Annotated in this window: 24 protein-coding genes and 1 tRNA gene; 12 read left to right on the top strand and 13 right to left on the bottom strand. The window is 65.1% G+C overall.

Translation table 11 applies throughout. The annotated features are described in order from the left end of the window. Nucleotides 1-196 precede the first annotated feature (196 nt). Nucleotides 197-270: transfer RNA gene (locus N3C64_RS11505), tRNA-Cys, on the bottom strand. 184 nt (nt 271-454) lie between these two features. Between N3C64_RS11505 and N3C64_RS11500 the strand changes: the two genes are divergently transcribed. The 3 genes from N3C64_RS11500 to N3C64_RS11490 all read left to right on the top strand — a co-directional run bounded on the left by N3C64_RS11500 (nt 455) and on the right by N3C64_RS11490 (nt 3,380). Next, entirely contained in the window at nt 455-1,105 is a 651-nt protein-coding gene (locus tag N3C64_RS11500) for a protein-L-isoaspartate O-methyltransferase family protein (protein ID WP_218630635.1), read from the top strand. Between the two features lie 113 nt (nt 1,106-1,218). Further along, nucleotides 1,219-2,595, top strand: a complete 1,377-nt coding sequence (locus tag N3C64_RS11495; RefSeq protein WP_218630634.1) for a TolC family outer membrane protein — start codon at nt 1,219-1,221, stop codon at nt 2,593-2,595. 119 nt (nt 2,596-2,714) lie between these two features. Continuing rightward, nucleotides 2,715-3,380: a hypothetical protein gene (locus tag N3C64_RS11490; protein ID WP_260014515.1), complete on the top strand. Its 666-nt coding sequence runs from the start codon at nt 2,715-2,717 to the stop codon at nt 3,378-3,380. Between the two features lie 70 nt (nt 3,381-3,450). Here the strand turns inward: N3C64_RS11490 and N3C64_RS11485 are convergent, their stop codons facing one another. The 3 genes from N3C64_RS11485 to N3C64_RS11475 form a co-directional block, all read right to left on the bottom strand. Beyond that, the gene (locus N3C64_RS11485) at nt 3,451-3,771 is read right to left on the bottom strand and encodes a DUF6280 family protein (RefSeq protein WP_218630633.1); all 321 of its coding nucleotides are present in this window, start codon (nt 3,769-3,771) and stop codon (nt 3,451-3,453) included. A 333-nt stretch (nt 3,772-4,104) separates the two neighbouring features. After that, the gene (gene ygfZ / locus N3C64_RS11480; RefSeq protein WP_260014513.1) at nt 4,105-4,842 is read right to left on the bottom strand and encodes a CAF17-like 4Fe-4S cluster assembly/insertion protein YgfZ; all 738 of its coding nucleotides are present in this window, start codon (nt 4,840-4,842) and stop codon (nt 4,105-4,107) included. A gap of 33 nt (nt 4,843-4,875) precedes the next feature. Next, nucleotides 4,876-6,540 carry an ABC transporter ATP-binding protein gene (locus N3C64_RS11475; protein ID WP_260014573.1) on the bottom strand — a complete coding sequence of 555 codons (1,665 nt, stop codon included), beginning with the start codon at nt 6,538-6,540 and terminating at the stop codon, nt 4,876-4,878. Between the two features lie 250 nt (nt 6,541-6,790). Between N3C64_RS11475 and N3C64_RS11470 the strand changes: the two genes are divergently transcribed. Next, nucleotides 6,791-7,996 carry a pyridoxal-phosphate-dependent aminotransferase family protein gene (locus N3C64_RS11470; protein ID WP_260014512.1) on the top strand — a complete coding sequence of 402 codons (1,206 nt, stop codon included), beginning with the start codon at nt 6,791-6,793 and terminating at the stop codon, nt 7,994-7,996. 81 nt (nt 7,997-8,077) lie between these two features. On the opposite strand, the gene copM is transcribed toward N3C64_RS11470, so the two are convergent. Together copM and N3C64_RS11460 are read right to left on the bottom strand one after the other, a co-directional pair. Then, the gene (gene copM / locus N3C64_RS11465) at nt 8,078-8,467 is read right to left on the bottom strand and encodes a CopM family metallochaperone (RefSeq protein WP_260014510.1); all 390 of its coding nucleotides are present in this window, start codon (nt 8,465-8,467) and stop codon (nt 8,078-8,080) included. 87 nt (nt 8,468-8,554) lie between these two features. Beyond that, nucleotides 8,555-9,673: a pyridoxal phosphate-dependent aminotransferase gene (locus N3C64_RS11460; RefSeq protein ID WP_260014508.1), complete on the bottom strand. Its 1,119-nt coding sequence runs from the start codon at nt 9,671-9,673 to the stop codon at nt 8,555-8,557. A 121-nt stretch (nt 9,674-9,794) separates the two neighbouring features. Here N3C64_RS11460 and N3C64_RS11455 point away from each other — a divergent pair, with 121 nt between their 5' ends. Beyond that, nucleotides 9,795-10,580, top strand: a complete 786-nt coding sequence (locus N3C64_RS11455) for a crotonase/enoyl-CoA hydratase family protein (RefSeq protein ID WP_260014506.1) — start codon at nt 9,795-9,797, stop codon at nt 10,578-10,580. Between the two features lie 14 nt (nt 10,581-10,594). Here N3C64_RS11455 and N3C64_RS11450 read toward each other — a convergent pair whose 3' ends face one another. From N3C64_RS11450 to N3C64_RS11440, 3 genes are all read right to left on the bottom strand, one after another. Continuing rightward, nucleotides 10,595-10,840 (bottom strand): hypothetical protein, encoded by a 246-nt coding sequence (locus N3C64_RS11450; protein WP_218630627.1) that lies wholly within the window; start codon nt 10,838-10,840, stop codon nt 10,595-10,597. A 4-nt stretch (nt 10,841-10,844) separates the two neighbouring features. Next, nucleotides 10,845-13,997 (bottom strand): valine--tRNA ligase, encoded by a 3,153-nt coding sequence (locus N3C64_RS11445; RefSeq protein ID WP_260014504.1) that lies wholly within the window; start codon nt 13,995-13,997, stop codon nt 10,845-10,847. Between the two features lie 149 nt (nt 13,998-14,146). Then, nucleotides 14,147-14,578: an Lrp/AsnC family transcriptional regulator gene (locus N3C64_RS11440; protein ID WP_218630646.1), complete on the bottom strand. Its 432-nt coding sequence runs from the start codon at nt 14,576-14,578 to the stop codon at nt 14,147-14,149. A 226-nt stretch (nt 14,579-14,804) separates the two neighbouring features. Here N3C64_RS11440 and N3C64_RS11435 point away from each other — a divergent pair, with 226 nt between their 5' ends. After that, nucleotides 14,805-15,950 carry a type III PLP-dependent enzyme gene (locus N3C64_RS11435; RefSeq protein WP_260014503.1) on the top strand — a complete coding sequence of 382 codons (1,146 nt, stop codon included), beginning with the start codon at nt 14,805-14,807 and terminating at the stop codon, nt 15,948-15,950. A 120-nt stretch (nt 15,951-16,070) separates the two neighbouring features. Beyond that, a complete protein-coding gene (locus N3C64_RS11430; protein WP_260014572.1) occupies nt 16,071-17,249 on the top strand; it encodes a T6SS phospholipase effector Tle1-like catalytic domain-containing protein in 1,179 nt (392 codons plus the stop codon). Here the strand turns inward: N3C64_RS11430 and N3C64_RS11425 are convergent. Together N3C64_RS11425 and metF are read right to left on the bottom strand one after the other, a co-directional pair. Then, nucleotides 17,151-17,642 (bottom strand): PaaI family thioesterase, encoded by a 492-nt coding sequence (locus N3C64_RS11425; protein ID WP_218630624.1) that lies wholly within the window; start codon nt 17,640-17,642, stop codon nt 17,151-17,153. The genes N3C64_RS11430 and N3C64_RS11425 overlap by 99 nt on opposite strands. 92 nt (nt 17,643-17,734) lie before the next feature. Beyond that, a complete protein-coding gene (gene metF / locus N3C64_RS11420) occupies nt 17,735-18,601 on the bottom strand; it encodes a methylenetetrahydrofolate reductase [NAD(P)H] (RefSeq protein WP_260014502.1) in 867 nt (288 codons plus the stop codon). Between the two features lie 91 nt (nt 18,602-18,692). On the opposite strand from metF, the gene N3C64_RS11415 reads away from it, so the two are divergent. From N3C64_RS11415 to N3C64_RS11400, 4 genes are all read left to right on the top strand, one after another. Further along, on the top strand, nt 18,693-19,598 hold the full coding sequence (locus N3C64_RS11415; RefSeq protein WP_218630622.1) for a LysR family transcriptional regulator: 906 nt from the start codon (nt 18,693-18,695) through the stop codon (nt 19,596-19,598). A 75-nt stretch (nt 19,599-19,673) separates the two neighbouring features. Then, complete coding sequence (locus tag N3C64_RS11410; RefSeq protein ID WP_260014501.1) at nt 19,674-20,876, top strand: MFS transporter; 1,203 nt, start codon at nt 19,674-19,676, stop codon at nt 20,874-20,876. A gap of 60 nt (nt 20,877-20,936) precedes the next feature. After that, nucleotides 20,937-21,728: an inositol monophosphatase family protein gene (locus tag N3C64_RS11405; protein WP_218630620.1), complete on the top strand. Its 792-nt coding sequence runs from the start codon at nt 20,937-20,939 to the stop codon at nt 21,726-21,728. Nucleotides 21,729-21,799: 71 nt separating this feature from the next. After that, nucleotides 21,800-22,171: a hypothetical protein gene (locus N3C64_RS11400; protein ID WP_260014500.1), complete on the top strand. Its 372-nt coding sequence runs from the start codon at nt 21,800-21,802 to the stop codon at nt 22,169-22,171. Nucleotides 22,172-22,174: 3 nt separating this feature from the next. Here N3C64_RS11400 and N3C64_RS11395 read toward each other — a convergent pair whose 3' ends face one another. Continuing rightward, entirely contained in the window at nt 22,175-22,870 is a 696-nt protein-coding gene (locus tag N3C64_RS11395; RefSeq protein WP_260014499.1) for a glutathione S-transferase family protein, read from the bottom strand. Between the two features lie 126 nt (nt 22,871-22,996). On the opposite strand from N3C64_RS11395, the gene mscL reads away from it, so the two are divergent. After that, nucleotides 22,997-23,419, top strand: a complete 423-nt coding sequence (gene mscL / locus N3C64_RS11390; RefSeq protein WP_218630617.1) for a large conductance mechanosensitive channel protein MscL — start codon at nt 22,997-22,999, stop codon at nt 23,417-23,419. A gap of 53 nt (nt 23,420-23,472) precedes the next feature. Here the strand turns inward: mscL and ald are convergent, their stop codons facing one another. Beyond that, entirely contained in the window at nt 23,473-24,591 is a 1,119-nt protein-coding gene (gene ald, locus N3C64_RS11385) for an alanine dehydrogenase (RefSeq protein ID WP_218630616.1), read from the bottom strand. Between the last annotated feature and the right edge of the window lie 130 nt (nt 24,592-24,721).

The following is a 24,721-nucleotide window of genomic DNA, read 5'->3' as shown; positions in this document are numbered from 1 at the left end:
AAGCGGCGGACGCGCGAGACGTGCTGCTAGAGGGCGGGCAGCGGGTTGAGCCGGCGCTGGCCAATACGAACCGGAGCTAAAGATTTCCGTCGCATTGCAGCGATCAGGCTTCGCCGGAAAACAAAGAGCGGAAAGCGCTCAGAGCGCGAATGTTGAGAATTGTGTTGAGAGAGCCTCGGCCAAAATGGCTAAGTAGTGGAGGCGGGTACCGGAATCGAACCGGTCTTCACGGATTTGCAATCCGCTGCGTAACCTCTCCGCCAACCCGCCAGCCTTGAGGTGCGTTTGAACTAATGGAATGCGCAGCGCCGCGCAAGGGGCAGATTGGGCCGGAATGCCGCTCGCGCGTGAAACTTGTGCGCAACAACCGCTTGGCCAATGCTGCGGCATGTTGCCCACTCGATTCTTATGTGTCAAAACCTCACAAAGGACGCCCAAACCGATGAGTTCAGACATGCAAGATTTCGCCGCGCGCCGCACGATGATGGTGGACACCCAGGTTCGTCCCAACGACGTGACGAAATTCCCGATTATCGATGCCATGCTGAACGTTCCGCGCGAGGAGTTCGTTCCCGCCGCGCGCCGCGAGGCTGCCTATGTCGGCGAGAACGTCGAGATCGCGCCGGGCCGTGTGCTGCTTGAGCCGCGTAACTTTGCCAAGATGCTGGATGCATTGGATATTCAGCGTACCGACCTGATCCTGGATATCGGCTGCGGGCTTGGCTATTCGGCGGCCGTGATCGCCCGAATGGCCGAGGCTGTCGTGGCGCTGGAAGAGGGCGATCTTGCGCCGCAGGCCGAGGCCACGCTGGCGCAGGCCGGGGCTGACAACGCAGCTGTCGTGGCCGGAGAGCTGGCTGCGGGCTCTGCCAAGCACGGCCCCTATGACGTGATTATCATTGAAGGCGCGGTCGAGGCCGTGCCGCAAGCGATTCTTGACCAGCTCAAGGAAGGTGGTCGTATTGCCGCATTGTTCATCGAAGGCGCGCTCGGCACCGTTCGCATCGGTCACAAGATCGACGGCGATGTGACCTGGCGCTACGCGTTCAACGCCTCGGCCCCGCTTCTGCCGGGCTTCCAGGCGAGCAAAGGCTTTATGCTCTGACCGGGGGCCTGGCGGCACGGTCGGTCGGCTTGAATTGAAGAATGGGCCGCGCTTGCGGCCGGTTTGCCTTGGCGCCAGGCCAAGGCTCAAGAATCGAAAACGAGGACCGAGGCATGACGCGCAAGACCCTGAAACCCATCGTGCTCGCAGCTGCGGCGACGTTTGGTATGATGATGTTGCCGTTGGCGGCCGGGGCGGAAACGCTGTCCGACGCGCTGGTCTCGGCCTATCGCAACTCGAACCTGCTTGAGCAGAACCGCGCCGCGCTACGCGCCGCGGACGAAGATGTGGCGGGGGCCGTTGCGGCACTGCGCCCGGTGCTGCAATGGTCGGCGGAATACGGTTATTCGAAATCCGATCTCAGACCGACGTCTGACCGCGTTGCGGGCTCGTTGACGCTGGCGGCGCAGATGACACTGTTCGATTTCGGCCGCAACCGTCTGGCGCTGGACATCAAGAAGGAAGCTGTTCTCGCGACGCGCGAAGCGCTGCGTTCGGTTGAGCAGAGCGTGCTGCTGTCGGCGATCTCGGCCTATACTAGCGTCAAGAGCAGTGCCGAGCAGGTCGCGATCAACGAAAACTCGGTGCGCGTGATCAGCGAAGAGCTTAAGGCCGCGCAAGACCGCTTCGAGGTTGGTGAGGTTACCAAGACCGACGTGTCGCAGGCCGAGGCGCAACTTTCTGCCGCGCGGGCGTCGCTGGCGGCAGCACGCGGCAGCTACCAGGTCGCGCGTGAGGCTTACAAGGCCGCGATCGGTCACTATCCCGCCGGGGTCTCGGCGCTGCCCAAAGCGCCGCAACTGCCCAAGTCCATCGCAGAAGCCACCGCCATCGCGCAGCGCAACCACCCGGCGGTCAAGCAGGTCCAACATAACGTGACCATGGCCGAACTGGGTGTTCTGGCCGCGGCCGCTCAGCGGATGCCGCAGGTGACGGGCTCGATTTCCTATAACTATGCCGAGGGCGGCTATGCCACCGAAGGGGTGGGCATCGGGCTCAGCCAGACGCTCTATTCCGGTGGCGCGCTTCCGGCTGCGCATCGCCAGGCCCTTGCCAACCGCGATCAGGCTCGTGCAACCCTTTCGCAGACCGGTGTCGAACTGGCGCAGGGCGTGGCACAGGCCTGGGCGCAGATCGATGTTTATCGCGCCCAGATGCGCGCCTACGACGAGCAGATCCAGGCAGCCTCGATCGCCTATGATGGCGTCAAGGAAGAGGCGACCTTGGGCGCGCGCACTACGCTTGACGTGCTGGATGCCGAGCAGGACCTGCTCGACGCCCGCGCCTCGCGGATCGATGCCGAGGCCCAGTTGCAGGTAGCCTATTATCAACTTTTGTCGGCTATGGGTCTTCTGACTGTGGAAGACCTCAAGCTCGGCATTCCGACCTATGATCCGGCGGCCTATTACAATGCGGTGCGCAACGCGCCCTACACCAGCACGCAAGGCAAGAGCCTGGATCGCGTGCTGCAGGCTATCGGCAAGAACTGAGGAAGCTCGCACGCCCGCGCGGCCTGCATTTAGTGCGGGCGCGCGGATCCTTGCGCAAATATGCGATTTTGCCCGCTTGGGGGCTGGACAGAAACGCGAAGCGATCGCAGGATTGAGGCATGATGTCTGAACCCGGAAAGCAAATCGAGATCGAGGACGTTCTATCGTCCATCCGCCGCTTGCTGTCGCAGGACAATTCGGCTGCGGCGCCGGTCAAGGCCGTGGTGCGACCCGTTGCGATGGCCGAACCCGCTCCGGAGCCAGCGGCAGAACCCGCGCCGGAGCCCGAGGTTGCGGCCGCGCCCGAATCGGAGGGCGAGGCGGATCTTCTTCTCCTGACGCCGGCGCAGCGGATCGAGCCCGCCCCGGACGCGCCGCTGGTGCTTGAGGCGCCTCTGGTCGTGCCCGAGGATCTGGGCGAAGAACTCAGCCGTCTGGAAAGCAGCCTGGCGCAGATGCAGGCCGCCGTCGCCGACAAAGGCGGGGAGTTTGAGCCCGAAGAGGGCGATCCCTTTGAGGCCGATGGTGATGAACTCGCTGAACTGGTTGCGGGAACCGGCGAAGCGGCACCTGAACCGCATTTCGATGAAGAGCAGTCCGACAGCCTTTTTGCCGATGAGATGGCGATTGCCAGTTCGATCGACGAAGATGCGCTGCGCGATCTGGTGACCGAGATCATCCGGCAGGAATTGCAGGGCGCACTCGGCGAGCGTATCACCCGCAATGTCCGCAAGCTTGTCCGGCGCGAGATCCAGCGCGTCCTGGTCAGCCGCGACTTCGAATGACGCCATCCCCCTGAAATGCAAAAGGCGCGCCCGACAGGCGCGCCTTTTGCCATTGGGGAAGCCCTGAAACTCAGGCGGCTTCCGCCTCGTCCGCAGCCATGCGGCGTTCGCTTTCCTCGCGCGACAGCGCGACCGAAGTCCGCACACCCTTGGCGACGAATTCCATGAGGCCCTTCACCACGCGCTCGTTCGGGTCGATCCCGGCGCAGGACAGCACTTCCCGACCGTCGCGCGAACGTGCCCACCGGGCGATCTGCTCGGGGCCATTCCCGTATTTCTTGTCATCGGCAATCGCATCGTCGAGCGCTGCCAGCACCACGGCCGCGAAGAGTTTGCGGGCGCGTTGGCCTTGCTCATAGTTGAATGCGGAGCCGTCAACGAAATCGCGCATTATTTCGTCCTTTGTTATTGCTCTTACGTTTCCTGGCGTGCAGGTCATCTAGGGCGGATGGGTCCCGATTCGATACAGCCCCTAAGGTATGGCTGCCATGCATTTTTTGCATGGTGGTTACCGTATTTAGTCGAGTCCGCTTTCAGCGACCGGCCATATATATGCATCCAGCAAAACCGATCAAGCTTTTCTTCAATGAAAAAAGGTATCTGACAGCCGTGTGACGCTGCGACGCAGAGGAAACCGCTGCCGAGGGGGCGCAAACGCGCGATCATGCCGATCCATGCTTTGGATGCATGGCTAACGCAATCGTGAACGCTAACGATGCCGTGGCTAGGCCAGGTCGCGCCAGATCCGCGCTTCGCCCGCCCGCATCTCGCCCTCTGCACGGTCAAGACGCAGATGCGCAAGGGCCTTTCCGCCCGATTGGGTGAAGAGCGTACCGACCCCGCGCCCATCAGCGGTGATCTCGGTGCCCACGGGCGCAGCACCCTCGATGTGCACGGAGGCGAGGCCCTTGCGCAACTCGACCTTGTGCTTCATCCGCGCGGTGACTTCCTGACCGACGTAACAGCCCTTGCGGAAATCGACGCCGTGCAGACGCTCGAACCCGGCTTCGAGAATGTAGGTCTCGGGGGTCAGTTCGATCCCGGTCTCGGGGATGCAATGGGCCACGCGGATCGCGTCGAAATCGGTGCCGTCCTCGCCGCTCTGATCGCCGTAAAGCCGCCAGCCCATCGCCGGATGGCGCGGGTCTTGCACCGCGCCGTCGGGGGCAGGGCCGGTGCCGCGAAAAACCTTCAGCGCCGAAGGCGCGATCTGCACATCCGCGCGCAGCTTGTACATCGACAGTCGCCGCACCGTTGCCTCTGCGATCGTGGCGTCGATATCGAGAAGGATCGTCTCGCCCCTCGGCACCAGCAGGAAATCGGCCAGATACTTGCCCTGGGGCGTCAAGAGCGCGGCATAGACCGGCCCCTGAGCCAACTGGCGGACGTCATTGCTGACCAGCCCTTGCAGGAAATGTTCCCGGTCTTTGCCGGAAATCTCGTAGATCGCGCGTTCACCCATGATGCCTCCTGCCCCCGATATAGGGGGCGTGCCTTATTCGACCAGTTGCATCCGGCACAGGCCCGCATAGGTGCCGCCCTTGGCCAGCAACTCCTCATGCGTGCCTTCCTCGACGACTTGCCCGGCGACGATGACCACGATCTTGTCGGCAGTGCGCACCGTCGACAGCCTGTGCGCGATGACCAGCGTCGTGCGGCCCTGCGACAGCCCGTCGAGCGCCTGCGAGACTTTCGCCTCGGACGCGGTATCGAGCGCCGAGGTCGCCTCGTCCAAGAGCAGGATCGGCGCGTTGCGCAGCACGGCGCGGGCGATGGCCACGCGCTGACGCTGCCCGCCCGATAGCGCCGAACCGCGCGGCCCGGCGGGCGTGTCAATGCCGGTGGGCAGGGCCGCGGTGAACTCGGTCACATAGGCAGCGTTCAGCGCCTCCTGCAGCCGCTCGTCGGGCACATCGGTGCGGCCCAAAAGAATGTTCTCGCGGATCGTCTCGTCGAACAGCGCGGCCTCTTGCGCCACGGTCGAGAACATCCCGCGTAGCGCCGCCAGATCGAGCGTTCGGATATCCACACCGCCGATGGTGATGCGCCCCTCGTCGGGGTCGATCAGCCGCGTGAGCAGCGCAAAGACCGTGCTCTTGCCCGCCCCCGAGGGGCCGACCAAAGCGGTGGTCTTGCCGGCCTCGGCCGTAAAGCTCAGCCCGCGCAGGACCGGCGTGCTGTCATAGGCCATGCGCAGATCCTCAAGCCGGATCTCGGTCGAGGCGGGCAGGGCGGCGGGCACTGCCGGGCTGGTGATCGAGGGCGGCGTGTCGAACAGCCTGTAGAGCCGCTCAAGGCTGGCCGCCGCCGCCTGCCAGGTGCCCGCAAGGCCACCCAGACGCCGCATCGGCTGGAAGGCCAGCGCCATTGCCGTGAAGAAAGACATGAACTCGCCCACGGTGCGTTCACCGGAGATGATCTGACGCCCGCCCAATACCAGAACGGCAAAGAAGCCAAAGCCCGTGATGATATCGACCAGGGCCGGGATCAGCGATTGCGAGGCCGCCATCTTGATCTGTGCTCGGCGGATGATGGCCACAAGGCGTTCGAATCGACCGGCTTGGTAATCCTCCATCCGGTTCAGCTTGACCGCGTTGATGCCGTGAAACACCTCATCGAGCCGCGTCGCGCGCAGACCCGAGTTTTGTCGCATCTGCCCGGTCTTGCGACGAATGTAGCGCTGCGCCATCACCGTGGGCAGCACCAGAAGCGGTGTTCCGACAAGCGCGGCAAGCGTCCAGACCGGGTCGATCGAGATCGCCACACCGAAGAGCGCCAGAAGAGAGATGGCATCGCGCCCCGCCCCGGTGATGAAGACGGACCAAACGCCCTGCACAGCGGTGGTGTCGCCCTGCACGCGCTCGATCAGCGCGCCGGGCGGGTTGTGCTGGAAGAACCGCTGGTCGAGCTTCAGGATATGGCGCAAGAGGTCGGCCTGCATCGCGGTCGAGGTGCCAAGCGCGATGCTCGACATCAGGGTGCGCGAGGCGACCGAGGTCACTGCGCGTATGACGAACAACCCCATGATCGCGCCGCCCACCCACCAGATCAGACTGGCCTGCCCGGCAACGAAGACGCGGTCGAAAAGCGGCTCCAGCATCCAGCTCAGCCCGCCAAGGGTCGAGCCTTCGATGACCATGAGCAGCATGGCCAGCGCCATCTTGGCCCAATGGCGGCGCAGATAGCCTGTCCACAGCCGGGCAAAGAGGTTGCGCGAAGAATAGGGGTCGGTGCTCTTGGCCAAGGCAAGCCTGTCGGTTGAGGGCGCGAAAGGCGCGCGTTTCACGCGGTCTAGCGCGAAACCGCCCCTGCGGGCAAGCAAGCCGCGCAAAGCCACTGTCCGCCGCCGGGCGTTGACCGCGCTCGCGGCGTTCTTTACCGCTTGGTCCATCAGCCCACGGAGACCCCTCATGAGCCTCGCCCACGGCCGCCCCTACCTGGCCATCCCCGGCCCCTCGACCATGCCTGACCGCGTGCTGCGCGCCATGCACCGCGCCGCGCCGAATATCTATGAGGGCGAGATCGTGGACCTCACCGCGACGGTACTTGCCGATCTGCGCCGAGTCGCGCTGAGCAGCTCGCATGTCGCGATCTACATCTCGAACGGTCATGGCGCATGGGAGGCGGCGATCGCCAACATGTTCTCGAAGGGCGACAAGGCGCTGGTGCTCGCCACCGGGCGCTTTGGTATCTCCTGGGCGGAACACGCACGCGGTATGGGGGTAGAAGTCGAGATGATCGACTTTGGTCGCCGCACGCCCGCCGACCCCGCCCGGCTGGAGGCCGCGTTGCGCGCCGATACCGAACGGCGCATCAAGGCGGTGCTGGTGACCCATGTCGATACCGCCTCAAGCGTGCGCAACGATATTGCCGCGATGCGTGCGGTGATCGATGCGGTGGGGCATCCCGCGCTGTTGGCGGTGGATTGCATCGCCTCGCTCGCCTGCGACGAGTTCCGCTTCGACGACTGGGGCGTCGATGTGATGATCGCGGCCAGCCAGAAGGGGCTGATGGTGCCACCGGGTCTGGGTTTTGTCTGGGTCTCCGACAAGGCGGTGGCGGCCAGCAAGGGCTCCGATCTGGCAACGCCCTATTGGAACTGGCACCCGCGCCTTTTCGCCGAGGCCTATTATCTGCATTTCGCCGGCACCGCGCCGACCCATCACCTTTATGGCCTGGCTGAGTCGCTCAAGATGCTGCTCGACGAAGAAGGGCTGCCGCAGGTCTGGGCGCGGCACGCGGCGCTGGCGCGTGCGGTCTGGGCGGCCTTCGATGCCTGGGGGCAGGGCGGGGAGTTCCGCCTGAACATCCTCGATCCCGCCGCGCGCTCTAATGCGGTCACGGCGGCGCGCATCGGCAACGGTGGCGCGGACCAGCTGCGCGCCTGGTGTGAGCGCGAGGCGGGCGTAACCCTCGGCATTGGCTTGGGCATGACCGAGCCGGGCGCGCCGGATGCGGGCGACTATCTGCGCGTGGCCCATATGGGCCATGTCAATGCGCATATGACGCTTGGCGCGCTTGCAGTGATGGAGGCGGGGCTTCAGGCGCTCTCGATCCCGCATGGGCGGGGCGGGATCGCGGCAGCTGCGGCGGTTCTTGCCGCCACGACGAAATAAGGGCGCGCGGCGGGGCCGGGGGACGGGGCCCCGCCGCGGCCAAAGCCCCCGCTGCCACGTGCGGGGGCTATTCGCCAAGGCTTAGGGTTGACCGTTCTTTTCGAGCCACTCGACCATCCAGGCGATCTCGACTTCCTGCGCCGCGATGATTTCCTCGGCCAGTTTGCGCACTTCGGGATCGTCGCCATATTCGCTGACGATCTTGGCCATCTCGACGGCGCCCTCATGGTGCGGGATCATCGAACGCACGAAATCCACATCCGCGTCGCCGGTCAGAGGCACGGCCATGTTGGCATGCATCTTGGCATTGGCCGCCAGATAGGCCGGGGTCGAGGGCGCGGCATCGGCGGTAGCCTGCACGCTCCCCATCGTCGATCCGGTAGGGCTTTCCTGCGCATAGGCGCCAAAGGCCAGCGCGAAGGCCAGCGGGCTCAGCAAGGCAATACGACGGGCGCGATTGATTCTGCTCATTTTCATCTCCTGTTCGCGTTGGCAGGAGGGTGCTTTCGCGCGGCGCTCCGCGCAAATCACCAAGCAGCGAGGGGTTCGTGATCGGCCTTAACGCGCCTGTGCCGCGCGGGCACGGGCCAGTGCGCCGGGCATGGCGGCGGCGAAGGCCGCCATCTCGGCCTCGGGTCCGCATGAGATGCGGATACAGCGATCAAGCGGTGCCACGCCGGGCATCCGGGCAAAGATATCGGCGGCTGTCAATTCGGCCAGAACCGCGCGGGCAAAGGCCCCGTCAGCGCCGCAGTCGATGGCCACGAAATTGGTGGCCGAGGGCAGAGGCGTCAGGCCGTTCTCGCGCGCAATCGCCGCGATCTGATCGCGCGAGGCCGCCACGAGGCGGCGCATGAAGGCCTGCCAGGTGCGATCCTGCAAGGCCGCAAGCGCGCCCGCCTGGCTGATCCGGCACATGCCGAAATGGTTGCGGATCTTGTCGAAGGCCGCGATCAGCGGTGCCGCGCCGATAGCATAGCCCACCCGCGCGCCGGCCATACCATGCGCTTTCGAGAAGGTGCGCATCCGGATCACGCGCGGATCGTCGGGGTCAATCGGCGCCTCCGTGCCCTCGGGGGCAAGCTCGACATAGGCCTCGTCGAGCACCAGAAGGCTCCCCTCGGGCACGCGCTCGACCATGCGTGCGATGGTCTCGCCGGGGTGGTGGGAGGCCATCGGGTTGTCGGGATTGGCGATGTAGATCAGCTTGGGCGCAACCTCGGCGGCCTTGGCCAGCAGCGCCTCGGGGTCCTCGCAGTCGTTGCGGTAGGGAACCTTGTGCAGAACGCCGCCAAAGCCCACGACATGGTAGTTGAAGGTCGGATAGGCCCCGTCCGAGGTCACCACCGTATCGCCCGGCTCGATCACCAGCCGCACAAGGTAGCCCAGAAGCCCGTCGATCCCTTCGCCCACAATGATATTCTCGGGGCGGCAGCCGTGATGCGCGGCCAGCGCCGCTCTCAGGTCATGGTTCTCGGGGTCGCCGTATTTCCACACCTCGCCCGCCGCCGCCGCCATGGCCGCGATCGCGCGCGGCGAGGGGCCGAAGCCGTTTTCATTCGCGCCAAGCCGCGCCTCGAAGGGGCGGCCGCGCAGGCGCTCCTGCGTCTCGGGGCCGACGAAGGGCACGGTCGAGGGCAGTGAGGCGATCAGCGGGGTGAAGCGAGGTCCGGTCATGGCGAAATTGCTACGGGCAAAGCCGAAACCCGGCAAGGGAATTTCGTTGCGTCACCAATGGTCGCACCCATCTCGCGCCTGCGCGGACGGCCCTTATATTGGTCTCAAAGAGGAGGATCCCATGGCCACTGTCACGATCGAAGTTCTGGGCGGCATCGCCTATGTCTCGCTCTCGCGCCCCGAGAAGATGAACGCCGTCACCTTCGACATGATCGAGGAACTGATCGCGGCAGGCGAGGAACTGGCCGCGATGCCCGATCTGCGCGCGGTGGTTCTGGCGGGCGAGGGGCGTGCCTTTTGCGCCGGGCTCGATGTGTCGAACTTCGCGCGTCTTGCCATGGGGGGCGCCGAAGAGCTGATCATGCCGCGCAGCCATGGCGAGGCGAACCGTTTCCAGCATTTCTCGCTGATCTGGCGCACGCTGCCGGTGCCGGTGATCGCGGCGCTGCATGGCGTGGTCTTCGGCGCGGGCTTCCAGCTTGCCATGGGCGCCGACATTCGCGTGGCCGCCCCCGCGACACGCCTGTCGATCATGGAGATGAAATGGGGCCTGATCCCCGACATGGGCGGCATGGTGACGCTGCCCGAACTGGTGCGCCCCGATGTGCTGCGCCGTCTGACCTATACCGCCGAAGAGATCAAGGCGCCGCAGGCGCTAGACTGGGGGCTGGTGACCGAACTGGCCGAAGACCCCTTTGCCCGTGCCTCGCAACTGGCCGAGGCGATCGCCGCGCGCAGCCCCTCGGCCATCCGTGCGGCCAAGCGGCTGATCTCGACGGCCTACGCGGCGCCTGCCGCGCAGGTCTTACTGGCCGAAAGCCGCGAGCAGGTCGATCTGATCGGCAAGCCTGACCAGATGGAGGTCGTGGCCGCCAATCTTCAGGGGCGCGCCCCGGCTTTCGCCTGATCACCGGCCCGGCGCTATTCGCGGTCGTGCAGATTGCGCTGGACCTGGCGCAGCAGCAGTTCCGACACACGCGCATTCGCCGCGCGCTGGTCTTCCTCGGTGAGGATCAGCGCCGGCGGGGAACGGCGTGGCGCGAGAGAGCGCACCAGCGGCCGCGTCGGGCGCAGGGTGGTTGCCAGCGCGCGGTAGCGCGCCAGCTCATCCTCGCGGCGCAGGAAGTGCTTCAGCCGCATCCATAGCCGCGCCAGCCAGCCTGGCATGATGTCAGCCAAGCTCCGCCAGACGCTTGACCGCGGCGGCGACCTTGGCGGCCTCTTCCTCGCGGGCGGCAAGGTTGTCGCGGGCCTCCTCGACCACCTCTTCCGAGGCGTTCTCGATGAACTTGGGGTTGCCCAGACGGCCGCGCAGCGCGCCTGCCTCTTTCTCAAGCTTCGCCAGCGACTTCTCCAGCCGCGCCTTCTCGGCCTGAATGTCGATCACGCCTTCCAGCGGCAGGCCGAACAGCGCACCCGCGACCGGGATCGAGATCGCCCCCTTCGGGATCGCCGTCTCGGTGACCGAGTCGACGCGCGCCAGACGCAGGATCAGCGCCTCGTTGCGGGCAATGGCGGCACGGGCGGCCGCGTCGGCCTCGGCCAGAACCATCGGCAGCTTGAGGCCCGCGGGCACGCCCATCTGGGTGCGCGACGAGCGGATCGCGTCGATCAGGTCGATGACCCAGTTCATCTCGCGGTCGGCCTCGGCATCGACCAGCTCGGCGCCATAGCTCGGCCAGTCGCCATGCACCAGCATCTTGGCGCGGCCACCTTCCGGCGCGGTCAGTTCCCACAGCTCTTCGGTGATGAAGGGCATGATCGGGTGCAGCATGGTGTAGCACTGCTCAAGCACCCACCGCATGGTCGCGCGGGTTTCCTCGGCCTGCTCACCGTCAAAGAGGGGCTTGGCGAACTCGACATACCAGTCGCAGACCTTGCCCCAGACAAAGCCGTAAAGCGCCTGCGCCGCGTCGTTGAAGCGATAGGCCGCGAAGGCCGCATCGACGCTCTCGCGCACCTTGGCGGTTTCGCCAATGATCCAGCGGTTCACGGTATGCGTGGGCTGCGGGATGCCTGCCGGGGCCGGGCCTTCGAAGACGCCGTTCATCTCGGCAAAGCGGGTCGCGTTCCAGATCTTGGTGCCAAAGTTGCGATAGCCCGCGATCCGGTCCTTCGAGAGCTTGAGCACCCCCCCAAGCGCCGCCATCGAGGTATTGGTAAAGCGCAGCGCGTCGGCGCCGTATTCGTCGATGATCTCGAGCGGGTCGATCACGTTGCCCGCCGTCTTCGACATCTTCTTGCCCTTCTCGTCGCGGACAAGCTGGTGCAGATAGACGGTGTGGAAGGGGATCTGATCGACCACGGCCAGTTGCATCATCATCATCCGGGCAACCCAAAAGAAGAGGATGTCGAAGCCCGTGACCAGCACATCGGTCGGGAAGTATTTCGAGGTGCTCTGATCCCAGTTCGGCCAGCCAAGCGTGCCGATCGGCCAGAGCCCCGAGGAGAACCAGGTGTCGAGCACGTCCGGGTCGCGCCAGACAGGATAGACCAGATGCGTCGGGTCCTGGCTTACGGCGTAATCCGCCAGGCTTGATGCCAGGGCCTCGATTGCGGCCTGCTTGTCGGCCACCTCAATCATGCGCGCATGGTTGAGAGGGGTCGGAATGTCGGCAATGTCGTCGCGGAACATCTCGACCACGTCGTCGAAGCCGGCGGCGCAGTGGTAGACGTCATTGCGGTGAAGCATTCCGCCTTCCTGCAACAGGCGGCCCAGTTCCACCTCATCGAGCGCGCCGTCGCCCTCATCATCCTTGAAACCCGGCGCCGACAGGTCGAGGCCATACCACACCGGGATCTGGTGCCCCCACCAAAGCTGGCGCGAGATGCACCAGGGCTCGATGTTCTCCAGCCAGTGGTAATAGGTCTTCTCGCCCGCCTCGGGCAGGATCACCGTGTCGCCATTGCGCACCGCGTCCAGCGCCTTGCCCACGATCTTCTCGGCATCGACATACCACTGGTCGGTCAGCATCGGCTCGATGACCACCTTGGAGCGGTCACCGAAAGGCTGCATGATCGGCTTGGCCTCGACCAGCGCGACGAGGCTGGCCTCCTCTTCGCCGCCTTCCTCGCCCTCGGCCGGGGCCTTGCCAGCCGCCTTGCCAAGGCGCGGATCGGTGGCGGGCACCATCACGGCCAGACCTTCGCGGGTGATCGCCTCGACCACCGCCTTGCGCGCCTCGAAACGGTCAAGGCCGCGCAGCTCCTCGGGCACCAGGTTCAGCGTATCGACCTCGGTCTCGGTGAACGCGGCCCCGCGCGAGATTTCCATCGCCCGGGTGGCACAGTCCTCATAACTCGCGCCATCCGCGCGCATCTGCCCGCGCGTGTCCATCAGCCGGTAAAGCGGCAGGCCCGCGCGCTTGGCCACCTGATAGTCGTTGAAGTCATGCGCGCCGGTGATCTTCACCGCGCCCGAGCCGAAGGTCGGATCGGGGTATTCGTCGGTGATGATAGGGATCAGGCGGCGATGCTCCTTCGGCCCCACGGGGATCTCGCACAGCATCCCCACGATCGGCGCATAACGCTCGTCCGAGGGATGCACCGCCACCGCGCCATCGCCCAGCATCGTCTCGGGGCGGGTCGTAGCGATCGAGATATAGTCGCGCTCCTCGGTAAAGAGCACGTTCCCCTCGGCGTCCTTCTCGACATAGGTATAGGTCGCCCCACCCGCGAGCGGGTATTTGAAGTGCCACATGTGACCGGCAACTTCGATATTCTCGACCTCAAGGTCCGAGATCGCGGTCTCGAAATGCGGGTCCCAGTTCACAAGCCGCTTGCCGCGGTAGATCAGGCCCTTGTTATACATCTCCACGAAGACCTTGATCACCGCGTCATGGAAATTGCCCTCTTCACCCTCGGGCGCATTCGGGGCGCCCGACATGGTGAAGGCATTACGGGACCAATCGCAGGACGACCCCAGCCGCTTGAGCTGGTTGATGATCGTCTGACCGTATTTGCCCTTCCATTCCCAGACCTTGCCCAGGAACTCTTCGCGGCTGAAATCGGTGCGCTTCTGGCCCGATTTCGCCAACTCGCGTTCGACCATCAGCTGCGTCGCGATACCGGCATGGTCCTGCCCGGGCTGCCAGAGCGTGTCATAGCCCCGCATCCGGTGCCAGCGGGTCAGGATGTCCTGAATGGTGTTGTTGAAGGCATGGCCCACATGCAGCGCCCCGGTGACGTTCGGCGGCGGGATCATGATGCAGAAGGTCTCCTCGCGCGAGGCATTGGCCCCCGCCTTGAAGGCCCCCGCCTCTTCCCACTTCGCATAGATACGCGGCTCGGCCTCGCGCGCATCGAAGGTCTTTTCCATCGTCATCGGTCACGTCCTCATTCGGCTTGAGGCTCTTTAGCGCGCAGGCCAGACAAGGAAAAGCCTTTCCCGCATGGCCCGGACACCCCGCCCCCCTTCAATGTGGTCAAAATATCCCGCGGGGGTCCGGGGGCGCGAAGCCCCCGGCCTTGCCTTCAGACCGCGCGATCAAGCTTTGTCGACAGATGGATCAGGCTCTCGGTGCTTTGCACCCCGGGGATCCCCCCGATATCGTCGAGCACCTTGTCCAGCTGCTGGGTCGAACTCACCGCCAGTTGCAGCAAAAGGTCCACCCGCCCCGAGGTCGTCAGCACACGCTCGACCTCGGGGATGGATTTCAGACGGCTCAGGATCGCGGCCTGGGCGCGCGGCTCGATCTCCAGCAGGGCGCTCGCGCGCAGGCGGCCCGCCCGCGCAGCCTCGCCCAGCTTGACCGTGTAGCCTGCGATCACGCCGCTCGTCTCCAGCCGCTCCAGCCGCGCCTGAACCGTCGAGCGCGCCACCTTCAGCCGCCGCGCCAGCGTCGAAAGCGACATCCGCGCATCCGAGGACAACAGCCCGATAATCGCCTGATCCAGCTCATCCATCATCCACACCCAAAAATATGACCGAAATTTTCGTCATTATAACGAAAATTTCCGACGAATATACCTATTTGATCGGTGAGATTGTACAGCACCTGCCGCAACATGAAAGGACAGGAAAAGGGCGGCTCAAACGCACCTGCCTGGGCTTGGTTGAAACGCGTAAGCGCTCTCCGAACCCGCTATGGGGCAAGAGAAGGCTGCTACTCATTGGGTAAGGGAGAAACCAATGGGACTGTCGAACACGATCTGGGCAAATCCCGCCGAGGTCATCCGGCTCAAGCGGCCGGACCATCCGGTGCTGGTTTTCGCACCGGCCGCGCTGCAGGCGACTGCCCGGCGCTTTATCAAGGGTTTTCCGGGGGTCGTGACCTATGCGGTCAAGTCGAACCCCGACGAGATGGTGATCCAGAACCTCGCCGCGGCGGGGGTGACGGGCTTTGACGTGGCCTCGCCCTGGGAGATTGACCTCGTTCGTCGCCTCGCACCCGGCGCGGCGTTGCATTACCACAATCCGGTGCGCGGCCGCGATGAGATCGCCCATGCCGTCGCGGCCGGGGTCAAGACCTGGTCGGTCGATTCTGTCTCGGAACTCGACAAGCTGATCGGCATGGTTCCGACCGACGGCTGCGAGATCTCGGTGCGCTTCAAGCTGCCGGTCGAGGGCGCGGCCTATAACTTTGGCGCCAAATTCGGCGCAACCGCCGAGGTCGCGGCGGTTCTGCTGCGTCGCGCGGCAGCGGCGGGCTTCATCCCCTCGCTCACGTTCCACCCCGGCACGCAATGCACCGATCCGATGGCCTGGGATACCTATATCCGCGCGGCCGCAACGATCTGCGCCGAGGCGGGCGTCAAGGCGCACCGTCTCAACGTCGGCGGCGGCTTCCCCAGCCATCGCCAGCAGGCGCTGGCCCCCGCGCTCGAAGACATCTTCGCCTTGATCGACCGCGTCGCAACCGAGGCCTTCGGCGCCGACCGCCCGATCCTGGTGTGCGAGCCGGGGCGTGGCATGGTGGCCGAGTCCTTCAGCCTGATCGCCCGCGTCAAGGCGCTGCGCGACGAGGCGCATGTCTTCCTCAATGACGGGGTTTACGGCAACCTCACCGAGATGCCGCAGATCGGCAATATCGACCGCGTCTCGGTCCATGCCCCCGATGGCCGCCCCCGCATGGCCGCGCCGATCCGCCGCGTCGTCTTCGGACCGACCTGCGACTCGCTCGACCGGCTGCCGGGTGAGCTGCCGCTGCCGGGCGATCTGGCCGAGGGCGATTACCTCGTGTTCAAGGGCATGGGCGCCTACAGCACCGCCACGAACACGCGCTTCAATGGCTTTGGTCAGTGCGAGATCGAAACCGCCCTTTCGCTGGTCGGTTAAGTCTCTTCACCACATCGTAAATGACCTGCAAGGGACCTTGCCCTATAGTGAAGGGTAAGGTCCTTTCAATTTGGTCGGTGGGATGTCCGAAGGCGTGGTCAGTCGGAAAGCGGTGTGCTCATGCGGGGCGTGATCGAGCACATCTTTTCCGCGTTCCGGCGGCGTGGCACCGGAGAGCCCGCGGCCTCTCCGCAGGTACATGGGCGCGAGCCGGTCGATCATGTGATCCTGCTCGATGGCACGATGGGCACACTCAACCCCGAGCGCATCACTTCCGTTGGCATTCTCTACCGCTTCCTGCGCCGCTCGAACCCGAGGCTGTCGCTCTATTACGGTAAGGGTCTGCAATGGCGCGAGTGGCGCGAGCTGCGCGATGTCTGGCTGGGCTGGGGGGTGAACTGGCAGATCCTGCGCGCCTATGGCTGGCTTGCTATGCGCTACCGGCCCGGAGACCGGATCTTTCTGCTGGGCTATTCGCGCGGGGGCTTTGCCGCGCGTTCGCTGGCCGGGCTGATCGACCGCGTGGGCCTGCTGCGCACCGATCACGCGACCGAGCGCAACGTCCATCTCGCCTGGCGCTATTATGAGGCGGTCGAGCCGCCCCGCGTCGCGCCCGTCTTTCGCCGCAAGTTTTGCCATTCCGAAACGCATATCGAGATGGTCGGCGTGTTCGACACGGTCATGGCGCTTGGGATACAGGTCCCGTTCCTGTGGGTGCTGAGCGAGCCGCGCTACCGCTTTCACGATCACAACCTCGGACCCTCGGTCAATCACGGCTATCAGGCGCTGGCGCTCGATGAGACGCGCTCGGTGCTGGAGCCTTTGATCTGGGGCACCGGGGAAACCGGCGCCGACCGGATCGAGCAGGTCTGGTTCCGCGGCAGCCATGGCGATATCGGCGGGCAACTCAACGGATTTGAGGCGGCGCGACCGTTGGCCAATATCCCGCTTGTCTGGATGCTCGAGCGCGCCGAGGAGCTTGGCCTGACGCTGCCCGCGGGCTGGCAAGAGGAATTCCCGACCGACCCGCAGGCGCCCTCCGTTGGATCGTGGCGCAGTTGGGGCCGGCTCTTCCTGTTCCGCGCGCCGCGTGTCGTGGGCCGTGACCCGTCTGAACGGATCCATGAAAGCGCCATCGGTTCGCGGCGCAACTGGCGCACGATCCTGCTGCCTTCGGTCCTGCGACGCCGGGCTGGCGTTTCAGATCGGGTCACCCATGATGAAACAGGTCGTCGAACCGGTGGCGTAGAGCTTACCGTCGGCGACGCCGCGGATCTCGCCCCGGGCGACCCCGGTTGAACGGCCGATATGCATCACCTCGCCGATGCCGACGATCTCGGTGCCGATCGGGATCGCGCGCAGCATGTTGACCTTGTATTCGAGCGTCGTCTGATACTGCCCGCGCGGCAGGCCCGAGACGATGGCGCAGGTCATGCAGGTGTCCATGATCACCCCGTACCAGCCGCCATGCACCCCGCCGAAAGCGTTCGAATGCTGAAAGAGGGGGGTGCCCGTGACTTCAACCCGGCCTCGCTCAACCGCAGTGAACCGATAATTCGCGCTGCGCGCGAGGGTCGTCGTGGGGACCTCGCCGGCCAGCATCTTGCGCATATGTTCATAGCCGGAAACCGCGCGAATCTCCTCGATGCTCAGGAAATCGGCGGGGCTTTCGGCAAATAGCGGATCGGTCATGTGGTTCTCCCTTTGCCGCAACGTAACCTGCGCGTCGGCAGCGAAAAGGGGGCCGAAGCCCCCTTGCGCAAGTTCCGTTACGTCACGACCGTTCAGGCGACGTTTTCGAGCACCGTCGCCGGTGCCACGCCAAGCGCGTGGCACACATCGCGCGTCAGCTGCGGGCGGTTGAGCGTGTAGAAATGCAGATCTTCCACGCCGCCACGGATCAGGTCGTCGCAAAGCTCGGTGCACAGCGCGGTGGCCAGCAGCTGCTCGCGCCCGTCGCGGGTCGCGGCCTCGAAAGCCTCTTCCACCCAGGTCGGGATCGAGGTGCCGCAGCGCTGCGCGAAACCTTTGGCGCCTTTCCACGACTGGATCGGCAGGATGCCCGGAATGATCTTGGCGTTGATGCCTTCCTTCTCGCAGGCGTCGCGGAAGCGGAAGAAGGTCTCGGCCTCGAAGAAGAACTGGGTGATGGCCGAGGTCGCGCCAGCCTCCACCTTGCGCTTGAGCCAGCGCACATCGGCGAAGGTGTCGGCGGCTTCCGGGTGCGGCTCGGGGTAGGCGCCGCAGCGGATGGCGAAACGACCGTCGGCGGCCAGCGCCTCGATCAGCTCGACCGAGGAGGCAAAGCCCTCGGGATGCGGCACGAAACCGGTCGAGCCCTTCGGCGGATCGCCCCGCAGCGCCACGATCTCGGTCACGCCGGCCTCGGCGTAGGAATTCACGATCTCCAGCGTCTCGGCCTTGGTGGCATCGACGCAGGTCAGGTGCGCGGCGACGTTCAGACCGTAGTTCTTGTGGATGGTGCCAACCGCTTCATGGGTCAGCTTGCGGGTGGTGCCGCCCGCGCCATAGGTGACCGACACGAAGTTCGGTTGCAGCGGAGCCAGCATCTGCACCGTCTCCCACAGGCGGAACGACGCATCCAGCGTCTGCGGGGGGAAGAACTCAAAGCTGATCTTCGGCGTGGTCATGATGGCATCCTTTCGTTGCGCCCCTTGTGCCTGATTCTGGGATGTGAGACAAATTCATAATCCTCAAGAAGGTTATGAGGCGCGCAACAAGATGCATCTTGAGTTTCGACACCTGCGGACGATCAAGGCGATCCATGACGCTGGCGGCCTCGCGCGCGCGGCGGGGATACTGCATATCACCCAGTCGGCCCTGTCGCATCAGGTGAAAGGGCTTGAGGATCAGGCCGGGGTTGAGCTGTTCGTGCGCCGCTCGAAACCGCTGCGCCTGTCGGCGGCGGGGATGAAGCTGCTTCGACTGGCCGAGCGCATCCTGCCCGAGATCGACGCGGTCGAGCAGGAATTCGACGCCCTGCGCAAGGGCCGCGCCGGGCGGCTGCATATCGCCATTGAATGCCACGCCTGTTTCGACTGGCTTTTCCCGGTGCTCGAACAATTCCGCCGCGCCTGGCCCGAGATCGACATCGACATCCGCCCGGGCCTAGCCTTCAACGCGCTGCCCGCGTTGGCGCGTGAAGAGGTCGATCTGGTGATCTCCTCCGACCCGGAAAAGATCGAGGGCATCGTCTTCAACCCGCTCTTCGACTATTCGCCCACCTTCATCGCCGCCTCGAACAGCCCGCTTGCCGCCAAGCCCTATGTCGTGGCCGAGGATTTCGCGGACCAGACCCTGATCACCTATCCGGTGGACCGCTCGCGCTCGGATGTGTTCACGCAGCTGCTGACCCCGGCGCGGGTGGAACCCAAGGCCCATCGCAAGGTCGAACTGACGACCGTGATTCTGATGCTCGTGGCTTCGGGGCGTGGTGTGTCGGTGCTGCCCGACTGGGTGCTGCGCGAGGTGAAATACCAGCCCGACTACATCACCCGCCCGGTGACCGAGAAGGGCCTGACCAAGCGCCTCTATGCTGCCACGCGCGAGGAAGACGCGACCGAGCCCTATATGGCGCATTTCCTGCGTCTGGCACGGACCGAGCCGGTCAAGCTCCAGCGCGCCTGATGTAATCGGCACAATTCTGTGCGTGACGAGGGGGCAGGTGCGTCCTACATCGGTTGCAATCCGAGGGACATTCCGATGACCGCCATTCCGCAGCCGACCCGCGCCACCAGCGCGACCGTCTTCCCGATCCTGATCGCGATCAGCCTGTGTCACATGCTCAATGATGTGATGCAGTCGATGCTCTCGGCGATCTACCCGATGCTGAAGGCGGATTTCGCGCTCGATTACTGGCAGATCGGGATGATGACGCTGGCCTTTCAGGGCACGGCCTCGCTGTTGCAGCCCGCCATCGGGATCTTCACCGATGCGCGCCCGCAGCCATGGTCACTGCCGGTCGCCTCGGCCTCGACCTTCTGCGGGGTGCTGGTGCTGGCCTTTGCGCCGAGCTACCCGGTGCTGATCCTGGGTGCGATGCTGATCGGGATCGGCTCGGCGATATTCCACCCCGAAAGCAGCCGCGTGGCACGCCTGGCCTCGGGCGGGCGCTTTGGGCTTGCGCAATCGGTGTTTCAGGTGGGCGGCAATTTCGGCACGGCCATCGGGCCCTTGCTGGCGGCCTTCATCGTGCTTCCGCTGGGGCGCGGATCGGTTGCGCTGTTTGGTATTCTGGCGGTAATCGCGGGCACGGTGCTGGTACGCGTCAGCCGCTGGTATGGCGGCGTGCTTGGCGATCGGGTGCGCCGGGCGGGCGACAAGACCCTGCCGCTGCCGCGCAATCGGGTCGTGGTGGCGCTGTCGGTGCTGGCCTTCCTGACCTTCACCAAGAATATCTACATGGCCTCGATCAGCTCTTATTACACCTTCTACCTGATCGAGACCTTCGCGGTGGATACCCGCTCGGCGCAGCTGATGCTGTTTTTATTCCTCGGCGCGGTGGCGGCGGGCACGGTGCTGGGTGGGCCGGTGGCGGATCGCTGGGGGCCGATGACGGTGATCTGGATCTCGATCCTGGGCGTTCTGCCCTTCACGCTGGCGCTGCCGCATGTGGGGCTGGTGGCCTCGGGCGTGCTGTCGGTGCTGATCGGGTTGATCCTCGCCTCGGCCTTCTCGGCCATCGTCGTCTTCGCGCAAGAGCTGCTGCCGGGCCGCGTGGGCATGGTGGCGGGCATCTTCTTCGGTCTCGCCTTCGGCATGGGCGGGATCGCCGCGGCGGCGCTTGGCGTGCTGGCCGACCACTACGGCATTCGCATGGTTTACCTGATCTGCTCGGCCCTTCCCGCGATGGGCGTGTTGACGATCCTTCTACCCAAGCGATCCGAGTTCATCACCGGCACCTGACCCCTTGGAATCTCGGCGCGCCTTGTGTATGGCGAGCCCTTGAGCCAAAGGAGCCCCCCGATGCAAGGCAGCGCAAACCTCAACCTGATGATCAAGGCAGCCCGCAAGGCTGGCCGCTCGCTGGTCAAGGACTTCCGCGAAGTCGAGAACCTTCAGGTCTCGTCCAAGGGTCCGGGGGATTTCGTGTCGAAAGCCGACCGCGAGGCCGAGCGCATCATCAAGGAAGAGCTGCGCGGCGCGCGCCCGTCCTATGGCTGGCTGGGTGAGGAAACCGGCGAGGATGCGGGCGAAGACCCGACCCGCCGCTGGATCGTCGATCCGCTCGATGGCACCACCAACTTCCTGCACGGCCTGCCGCATTGGGCCGTCTCGATCGCGCTTGAGCATAAGGGCGAGGTTGTCGCCGGGGTGATCTTCGACGCGGCGAAGGATGAGCTTTACTACGCCGAAAAGGGTCTTGGCGCCTTCATGAACGAGACCCGGCTGCGCGTCTCGGGCCGCCGCAACATGATCGAGTCGATCTTTGCGACCGGTGTGCCTTTCGGTGGCAAATCGACCCTGCCCGCCACGCTGCAAGACCTTGCGCGTCTGATGCCGGTCTGCGCCGGTGTGCGCCGCTTCGGCTCGGCGGCGCTTGACCTCGCCTATGTGGCCGCAGGCCGCTACGAGGGCTATTGGGAACGCGGCATCAATCCGTGGGATATGGCTGCGGGCCTGATCCTCGTGAAGGAAGCCGGCGGGTTCATCGGCCCGGTGCGCGAGGGGCGCGACATCTTCGAAAGCGGCTCGGTCATCGCGGCCAATGCCGAGATGTTCGAACCCATGTGCAAGATCCTGCGCCAGCCCGCCTGAGTCGGGCTCCGTTCACCACTTGTTCACTTTGATCTGAGAGCCTGCCCGCAGAAACGATCTGCGGGGGGATAATGTCTGACGGGGCGAACTGGATCGGTATCGGGCGGGTGTTCACCCTGCCCGAGGATGCAATCGACGCTGCGGTCGAAGAGTTTTCGCGCGCGGCTGGCGACATGGCCCGCTGCGCGGCGGCCGAGGCGGTGGCCACGGGGCGCGTGGCTGCCTTGCGCGCGCTTCTGGATCAGTTTTCTGCCGCGCAGGAACGGGCCAACGCATCCGAAGCCGAGGCCCTGCAAGCCGCCCTTGCCGCGCTGCGCGACGATCTGGCCTCGCTTGAACAGACGCTGCCGCTGGAGCGCGCTTTCCATGCCGATGAGCGTGATCGCGCCCGCGCCCGGATGGCGCAGGCCCGCGCGCAATTGCGTTCGGCGATGCCCGGCTGACCGTTAGTCGCGCCGGGGCGCGTTCAACCCGCGCTGCACCGCCGGGCGGGCCAGGAACCGGTCGAGATAGCCGGGCACGTTGCACAACTGATCCCATCCCGCGATATCCGCCGCCTTGTAGCCGTCACGAAGCGCGCGCAGCCAGGGTGCGATGGCGATATCCGCGATCGAGTAATCCCCGACGATCCACTCCTTCCCCTCAAGCGCTGCGTCGAGCAGCTTGAGTTCGCGCTCGACCTCGGCGCGGAAGCGCTCCTTGGGGCGCGGGTCTTCGATCTCGCGCCCGGCGCCGGTGTGATAATAGGCCAGTTGGCCGAACATCGGGCCGACGAAGCTCATCTGGAACATCAGCCATTGCAGGATCGGATAGCGATCCTGCGCGGGCAGGAGGCGCCCGGTCTTCTCGGCCAGGTAAATCAGGATCGCGCCGCTCTCGGTCAGGGTCTGGGGCTGCCCGCCGGGGCCGTTCGGGTCGATGATCGCCGGGATCTTGTTGTTCGGGTTCAGCGCGGTGAACTCGGGCGAGAATTGCTCGCGCTCCTCGAACCGGACGTGATGGGCCTCATAGGGCAGCCCGATCTCTTCAAGCATGATCGACACCTTGACCCCGTTTGGGGTGGGGCGGGAGTAAAGCTGGATCGCCGAAGGATCGGTTGCGGGCCAGCGTTGCGTGACGGGATGGCGGGCAAGGTCGAACATGAAAATCTCCTGACGCGGGGATGCGAGGCACGAAATTCCCCCTACGGTAAAGATGCAGTCGGTTTGGAATCATGCTACCCCTTACGGGTCGCGACCAAACGACGCGGCACTGTTCAGGGGCAAGAAATGATCAAAGAGTTCAAGAATTTCATCGCCAAGGGCAATGTCATGGACATGGCCGTCGGTATCATCATCGGCGCGGCTTTTACCGCGATCGTGACTTCGCTGGTCTCGGACCTGATCAACCCGATCATCGGGGTTGTCACCGGCGGGCTCGACTTCTCCAATCTCTTCGTGAATCTGGGCGAGGGTGAGTTCCCGTCGCTGGCTGCGGCGCGCGAAGCGGGTGCGCCGGTCTTCGCCTATGGCGCCTTCTTCACGGCGGTCATCAACTTCCTGATTATCGCCTTCGTGGTGTTCCTGCTGGTCAAGGCGGTCAACCGCATCAAGGACGCGGCCGCCGCGCCCGAGGAACCCGCGCCGGCCGCGCCCGCGGGCCCGACCGAGCTGGAGGTTCTGATGCAGATCCGCGACGCGTTGCAAAAGTAAGCCACTCGGATCGCAGAATGGAAAAGGCCCGGTCTTTTGACCGGGCCTTTCGCTTAGACGGACAGCGCCTCGTGCGCGGTGATGAACGGCATCCCGAGCGCCTCGCCCACCGGCGGGCAGGTGATATGGCCCGCGTGCACGTTCAGACCGGCCAGCAGGTGCGGATCTTCGTAGCAGGCCTGCTTCCAGCCCTTGTTGGCCAGCGCCAGCATGAAGGGCAGCGTCGCGTTGCCAAGCGCCAGCGTCGAGGTGCGGGCAACCGCGCCCGGCATGTTCGCCACGCAGTAGTGCATCACGCCATCGACTTCGTAGATCGGGTCCTGGTGGGTGGTGGCGTGCGAGGTCTCGCAGCAGCCGCCCTGGTCGATCGCGACATCGACGATGACCGCGCCGGGCTTCATGGTCTTGAGCATGTCGCGCGTCACCAGCTTGGGCGCGGCGGCGCCCGGGATCAGCACGGCGCCGATGACCATATCGGCCTGCGAGACAAGCTCGGCCGTGGTGGCGCGGCTCGAGTAGGCGGTGCGGAAGGTCTTGCCGAACATGTCGTCAAGCTGGCGCAGGCGCGGCAGCGAGCGGTCGAGAACGGTCACATCGGCGCCCATCCCGGCAGCCACGCGGGCCGCATGGGTGCCCACAACGCCGCCGCCGATCACGACGACCTTGGCCGGGGCAACGCCCGGAACGCCGCCCATCAGCACTCCGCGGCCGCCATTGGCCTTTTGCAGGGTGTAGGCGCCGACCTGCGGGGCCAGCTTGCCCGCAACCTCGGACATCGGTGCCAGCAGCGGCAGGCCGCCGTTGCGGTCGGTCACGGTTTCATAGGCGATGCAGGTGGCACCCGATTTGATCAGGTCCTTGGTCTGCTCCGGATCGGGGGCCAGGTGCAGGTAGGTGAACAGGATCTGGCCGGGGCGCAGCATGGCACGCTCGACAGCCTGCGGCTCCTTGACCTTCACGATCATGTCGGCTTCGGCAAAGACGGCAGCGGCGTCGGGCAGGATCTGGGCGCCCGCGTCGACATAGTCGGCATCTGCGAAGCCCGAGCCCATGCCCGCGCCAGCCTCGATCAGCACTTCATGGCCGTTCGCAACGGCCTCGGTGGCCGCGCCCGGCGTCATGCCCACGCGGAATTCTTGCGGCTTGATTTCGCGCACGCATCCGATTTTCATTTGGTATCCTCCCTAGATCATCGCGATCTGTATGCGGACAATCCTGCGCGCTTTTCGCCGCAATTGTATTGAATTCCTGTTGCGATTTTAGGCTATTTCCGATGATATGTTCGGATTAACGCCATTTTGG

This window comes from Sedimentimonas flavescens, from assembly GCF_025154035.1.
Taxonomy (GTDB): Bacteria; Pseudomonadota; Alphaproteobacteria; order Rhodobacterales; family Rhodobacteraceae; genus Rhodobacter; species Rhodobacter flavescens.
This window is presented reverse-complemented; position numbering and strand designations above follow the sequence as displayed.